This is a genomic window from Psychrobacter sp. (assembly GCF_018260395.1).
GTDB lineage: Bacteria > Pseudomonadota > Gammaproteobacteria > Pseudomonadales > Moraxellaceae > Psychrobacter.
In genome coordinates, this window is the sequence record NZ_JAGLBC010000129.1 from 1 (window position 1) to 6541 (window position 6541).

Genomic DNA, 6541 nt, shown 5'->3' on the forward strand with positions numbered 1-6541 from the left:
CCACCGTAAAGCTGGCTGAATAAAAGTCTTTATTTTTTCATCAGCGTGCTCATTTAGCCATATCATTTCAACCATTAAATCTTGCCAAACTTTAGGAATATCTGATAAATAACGAGTTTTACCATCACGCTCTGACAGTCTAACAAAGATGCCCAATACTTTCAGGTGACGCTGAACGCCCATTAGATTAACTTGAGTAGTAAACTGTTTAAGATTGTCCGGTGTAGCCTTATTATAAGATTTGCATTGTTGCCAAAAATATTCAATCCAACTATCCACTTCAGCCTCAGACCAATCAACATAAGCATCTCGAACTAACGATACCAAATCATAGGTATAACTACCGATTAAGGCATCTTGAAAATCAATGACTCCAAGCTCTCTGATGTGATACTGATCCTGCATGAGATTGCGACTGTGATAATCTCTATGCACCACTACTTGAGGCTGCTGTAATAACTGCTCAATCAAAGCATGGGTAAAGTTTTGCCAAATAGCTGTTGTTTCAGAGTCTAATGGCTGATCGATATAAGGCAAAAACCATTCAGTAAACAGCTCCATTTCACGTTGCAAAGTTGCAGCATCATAGTCAGGGACATTAAATTTATTTTTCGCCTCTGCAATATCTAGCGCCTGTAAATGGATTAAGCTGTCAATCGCCCAGCGGTATAAGTCATTGATACGACCGCTATCCTGCTTAACTTTCGCCTCTGCAATTAAGTGAGCAAACTCTATGCTACCGAAATCTTGTAATATCAAGAACCCTTGGTCCATATCTTCTGCAAATAAAGAAGGTACATTGATTTTCGAAATCATTAAAGTATTGATACGAACAAAGCTTTCAATAGATTCAAGTTGAGGGGGCGCATCCATTACAATGTAACTGGGGTCTAATATAGGGTCTAATTGTGCAATATCCTGTACCTGTACTTTATCATTGCCATTACCATTGTTATCAAGACCTTCCAAATAGATTCGGTGATAACGTCGAAAACTGGCATCACCTGGTAAACTCTCAATACGAATTAATTGATTAGGGAAAGTAGCTTTGATGAATTGCGAAAGCTGATTATAACGTTGTTTGGTATGATAAGTTTCTACAGAACTTACTGTCATAGGTACGGTCTCAATGGCAATGAATAAAGGTGTTGTGGAATGTATATAGAACTAAATATTATTTGGCTTATGCTCTTAGACTAGTTTAAAGCTTGCTATAAGAAGCTAGGTATTATTAAACATCAGTATAAGATTTTAGATAGCTTAGTTTATACAAATATATAAACATACAAACTTTGAACAGTTCGGTTATGAGCTATACAGGTAAAATAGACATATAATTATGTTTATAGATGCTATCTTTGCAATGCAAAATCTAATTTAAAACCTATAGTGTAGCCGAATTGTCTTTTTTTGACTATGATAAGATAAAGCATATTTATATCATTACTATAGCGTCACAAGCCTATATAATAGCTTATACTCATTTGGCTCTACTCTAGTGAGTTATTTGCATAATAGTGATTTAACTTGCTTATAAAGTTGTAAATATTTATCTAATAAAAGACAATGAGGCTTGATACAATATCTTGTAATTCAATATATATGAATACTATATTTTTAAATACAATATTGTTTTCATTTTACTATTTTAGTTAGTCTTTAATCTTAGTAGCTACTACTCATAGTTACCATTGTTTTCTATGAACACGGTTTAAATAGTAAGACCAAAACACTTTTTAATCAATTTTTAATCAATAAGGTAATTCTTTGCTGTACTCGCAACTCTACCGTAGCATATTGCGTGCCTGCCGTGACTTATCACGCCGTCCGCATTACACAAGTCGTTTAGTCATCAGCTTGCCGCTGCTTATTAGTGTACCTAGTGCTTATGGCGCTATTGTTAGCCCTCAAGATAATACAGTGTCATCTATACATTCGACGCAATCTAAGAATGTTTTAAACTCTGATCTCCAAAAACAAAATACAGATTATATTACTACCTTAGATGCTAATAATTCTAATAGTAAAATATTAACCGCCACATCTACAAATTATGTGACATCTGAGTCTTTTAATAATAGTAGTAGTAATGGAAATAGCAGTAAACCTACTACTGATGAAGCGTTAAGCGATATTCAACAAGATGCGTTACAAGCGGTAGGTTTTGAGCCGGATACAAATCAGCCCTCAATTGCTATTGCCAATTCCAATTTGATTCAGAATTCGGTAAGTTACCCTGAAGATGAGTATTTAGATTTAGATACTAATAATTTAGATACCACTGATTTAGATAACAACAATTTAGATACTAAAGACGCTTTAATAAACGATAGTCTAATTAATAATAGTGGCAGCAAGCCTTTATCAACTTCTGTATCTCAATCTTCAACTATAGAAGAAGATAGTGTTGGTTCTAATAATACTGAGCTAAGAGCGCCAACCAATCCAAATCCTAGTAAAGGTTTTAGCAGATCATCTAAAGCATCTACTTCTTCTAATGATCATCAAAGCTCTAAAATTAGTCAACGAATTGATGATTCCAAGACTCTAGCGACCTCCTTTGAAGATGACAGTGTCCAAAAAAGTTTACAACGTTTAGCACAATTTTATCAATTACAACCTGAAGATCTTGGTAACAGTATCAGTCCTAATGGCAATTTAGTAGATAATACCAATATTATTGAAGCTGAAACTTTTGCTCCTGTTGCAGCCCCTACACTCTTTAATTATAAGTCAGACAATGCGGCAGCTCATCGCTGTGAAGGCGTATGGGTAAGCCCAAATACTTCAGGTGCCGATGCCAATTATAAACAAGCTATACAACGCGCCCAACAACAAGATGGGTTGTCTATAGCGAATGGTTTACCTCTGCATGCAGTGGCTGATTATGGCTATTATGACAACGATACTTATGTCGAGCTGGCAGGTAATGTTGAGATGATGCAAGATGGTAAGCTAGTTACAGCTGATCAAATTGCATTAGATCTCAACACTGGGCTGGCTGGTGCCAAAGGTGGCGTGCTATTAGCCGACTCAGGCTCAAGTGCCTTGAAACAGCCTAATAAAACATCAAGTAACAGTAACGCTAACAGCATCAATCAAGGTATGATTGCAGTAGCAGATGAACTTGCTTATAGCACTAAAAGTGATAAAGCCACAGCTTATGATGTGGCTTTTGCCAGTGTACCGATGCAAGCTCATGGCTACGCCCATAGAATGAACAAACCAGATGACTCTCATTATGAGCTTGAAAAGGTCATGTTCTCAACTTGTCCCCCTACTGATCGAAAATGGCAAATTGAAGCTCAACAAATAGACATTGATACAGAAAGTGGCCGCGGTGAGGCTTATGACGCAACTTTTAGATTGGGAAAAGTTCCGGTATTATATCTGCCTTATTTTAATTTTCCTGTAGATGACCGACGTAGTAGTGGCTTATTAACGCCAAGCGCTCGCATTGATAGCGAAAGTGGTTTGAAGCTAAGCGTACCTTATTATCTAAATTTTGCGCCTAATTATGATGCTACCATTACCACAGATCTATATACCAATCGTAATCCAATGCTCACCGGTGAGCTGCGTTATTTAACTGATCATTATGGTCAAGGTGAATTGACGACCGCCTATATGCCAAGAGATAAAAAATACGACGATAAAGATCGCACCGGAGTTTTCTATCGTCATCAGTGGGCTTCTGAAAACATTCCAAGATTAACGGCTGATGCTGTCTATAGTCATGTCTCAGATCCTGATTATATCAATGACTTCGATGACTTTGGATTGGTTGAAAACCGTTTGAACTTACCTAGACGTGGTCGAATCAATTATTATAATGATTTTGTCGATGCTCAATTTAAGGTAGAAACGTTCCAGTCATTAGCAGCTACAGACGCCAATGGCAATAAAATTACAGATAAAGACAAACCTTATTCACGCCTACCTCAGTTAACAATCGACTATCGTTTGCCAAAATTCGACAATATTTTAGATAAATTTGATATTAGCGGGACTCATGATTCCGCCTATTTTAAAAAGTCTATTAACGATGGTTCAGAAAATGAAAAAAGTGGTGTTCGACTTTACAATGAAATTAATGCCACCTACCCCATTGAAAAAACTTGGGGTTATGTAAAACCCAAAGTCAGCCTGAAACATTTATATACTGCATTTGACGAAGAAAGTCGTATCGAAAATAATATCGCTAAAAATGATAATGTACAGTCAGCTTTTGTACCAAGTTTTAGTGTTGATTCAGGCTTAAACTTCTATAATTCTGGCTCACCTTTTGGTTGGTTTGACAATAGTATGGGTGGCTATCAGTTATTGTCGCCTCGTATTAAATATAACTATTCTCCATACGAAAAGCAAAGCTCAATTCCCAACTTTGATACCCGGCTTGCATCCTTTGATTATGATCAATTATTCGCTGATAGCTGGTTCTTAGGTCATGATAGAATTGCAGACAATAATAGTGTGGCAGTGGGCCTCAATTATCGCTATATTGATTCTATGGGTATTACTCGATTTGACGGGGGTATTGGAGATCAATATTTTATAACTAAATCTAAGGTTGGACTAGAAACAGACGAAGGTACTTTAGATACTAATACTACGGGTGTGGCATGGCGTTCAAGCATACAACCTTATCGCAACATTTGGTTTGATTTAAATGGTGCTTTAAACTCTAAAAACGAACTGAATTATATTTCTAGTCAAGTTCGATATAACCCTACCCCAAACAGTTTAATTAATCTTGGAGTAATTGAACGTAAACAAGACCGTATTACCAATCAATCTGCTTTGTCAGCCCTGACTGCTTCGGCCATTATTCCTATTAATGATAAATGGCGCTTCTTAGGTCAAGGTCAATTTGACAGTCGAGATCATAAGTTTATTGATTCTACTGTTGGTATAGACTATGAAGATTGTTGTTACGGATTTTCAATTTATGGACGTAGTTACTATAATGATTTAAATTTAGAAGACAAACCAACTCGCGCCGTTATGGCAGAATTTAGAATCAATGGTTTTGGCAATAAAAAAAGTCGCTTAACTAGACTTTTAGACAATAAGATTCTTGGTTTTGAACCAGTTGATTATTTATGGAAAAAGTAAGTTATAGAAAAAGTAAGTTATAGAAAAAGTAAATTAAACTAGGATGCATAATGATTTCCAATTATGGGGCTCATTGCATTAATATAGCTTATAAATATTTGCTTGTTCCAATCTATAGACTTATAAATTTTCAAACTAAAAAAATTTAATATTTTTGCCATCTTTATAATTATTTTCTTAAAGTTATATGCAATTTTTTATATCCCAATTCTCAGGTAAAAACAGGCTACTTATGACAGCATTAAATATTAAGCAACATGAATCGCAGTATAAAGTACAGCACTCTTGCTCTCAAACCGACGTTTCTGCTGCGTCAAAATTTAGTCTAAAAAAACTATCTGAGGCTTTACTGTTATCTACCATAATGGGTGCATTAAGCTTAACAGCTTATGCTGCAGATAAAACTGCAACTGGCTCTGCCAATACAGTGAAGTCAACGCAAGTCAAAAAAACAGCTAGCAACAATATAGATAGTTTAAGTGTTAACACCAATGTTGACCCTGCTAAGGCGCCTATATCTGCACTTGATAGTAGCAACGGTATAATTGCAATTGTTAACGATACCCCTATTCTAAAGAGTGAGTTAGCTTCTGCTATTGCAGTTACTCAAGCGCGTATTCAAGCTAGTGGACAAGCCGTACCAAGTCCTCAGCGACTGCAGAATGATGTGCTAAACAGTTTGATTTTGCGTAACTTGCAATTAGATCTGGTAAAAAGAGCTGGTGTCAGACCTAGTCCTGATGCGGTTAATGAGAGCTTATCACGTCTGGCACAATCACAAGGCTTAACGTCATTAACTCAGTTACAGCAGACTTTAGATGCCAAGCAACCGGGTCGTTATGCTGCAGTTCGTGCGCAAGTCATTGAAGAAGAGTCTTTAAAAGCCTTGCAGCAAAGTCAGGTTAGTAGTCGTGTTCGTATTACAGACCACGATATCGATGCTTTTTTGGCATCTCCTGAAGCTCAAAAGCTTCAAAGCACTGAGTACCGTACTATCCATATCCGTGTTCCCTTTAGTGATGACTATAACCGAATTACTGAAGCTGAAAAAAACTCAGCAATGAAAATTGCGCAACAAGCTCAAATGTTATTACAGACCAGCGATGACGCTCAATCTGTTTTGAATCAGTTAACTACCGGCAGTGCTAAAAACTATATCGCTCCTGTTCAAGGTGGAGATATGGGATTTCACCCTGCTTCAGGCCTACCCACTGAAATCGCCCAAAAGATTACGCCTTTAGAAGTTGGGCAAGTCACTGCACCACAAGTTACTGCTGAGGGCATTGATGTCGTCAAATTAGTAGATAAGCGTAATAATGAAAACATGATCATTCCACAGTGGAAAGTTCGTCATATTCTAGTCAAAACCGGTGACCAAAATAGCGAGGCATTGGCTGAGCAACGTGTGAATGATCTATATAATCAA

3 protein-coding genes are annotated in these 6541 nt (G+C 36.8%); 2 read left to right on the forward strand and 1 reads right to left on the reverse strand.

Features of this window, described 5'->3' with window-relative positions; translation table 11 throughout:
• Window positions 1-1116, reverse strand: a 1116-nt coding sequence (locus QZ265_RS09035; protein ID WP_296405474.1) for a phosphotransferase, incomplete at its 3' end; no start/stop codon positions are given.
• A 651-nt stretch (window positions 1117-1767) separates the two neighbouring features.
• On the opposite strand from QZ265_RS09035, the gene lptD reads away from it, so the two are divergent.
• Complete coding sequence (gene lptD / locus QZ265_RS09040; protein WP_296405475.1) at window positions 1768-5115, forward strand: LPS assembly protein LptD; 3348 nt, start codon at window positions 1768-1770, stop codon at window positions 5113-5115.
• Window positions 5116-5347: 232 nt separating this feature from the next.
• A partial coding sequence (locus tag QZ265_RS09045; RefSeq protein WP_296405477.1) for a peptidylprolyl isomerase occupies window positions 5348-6541 on the forward strand: 1194 nt, incomplete at its 3' end.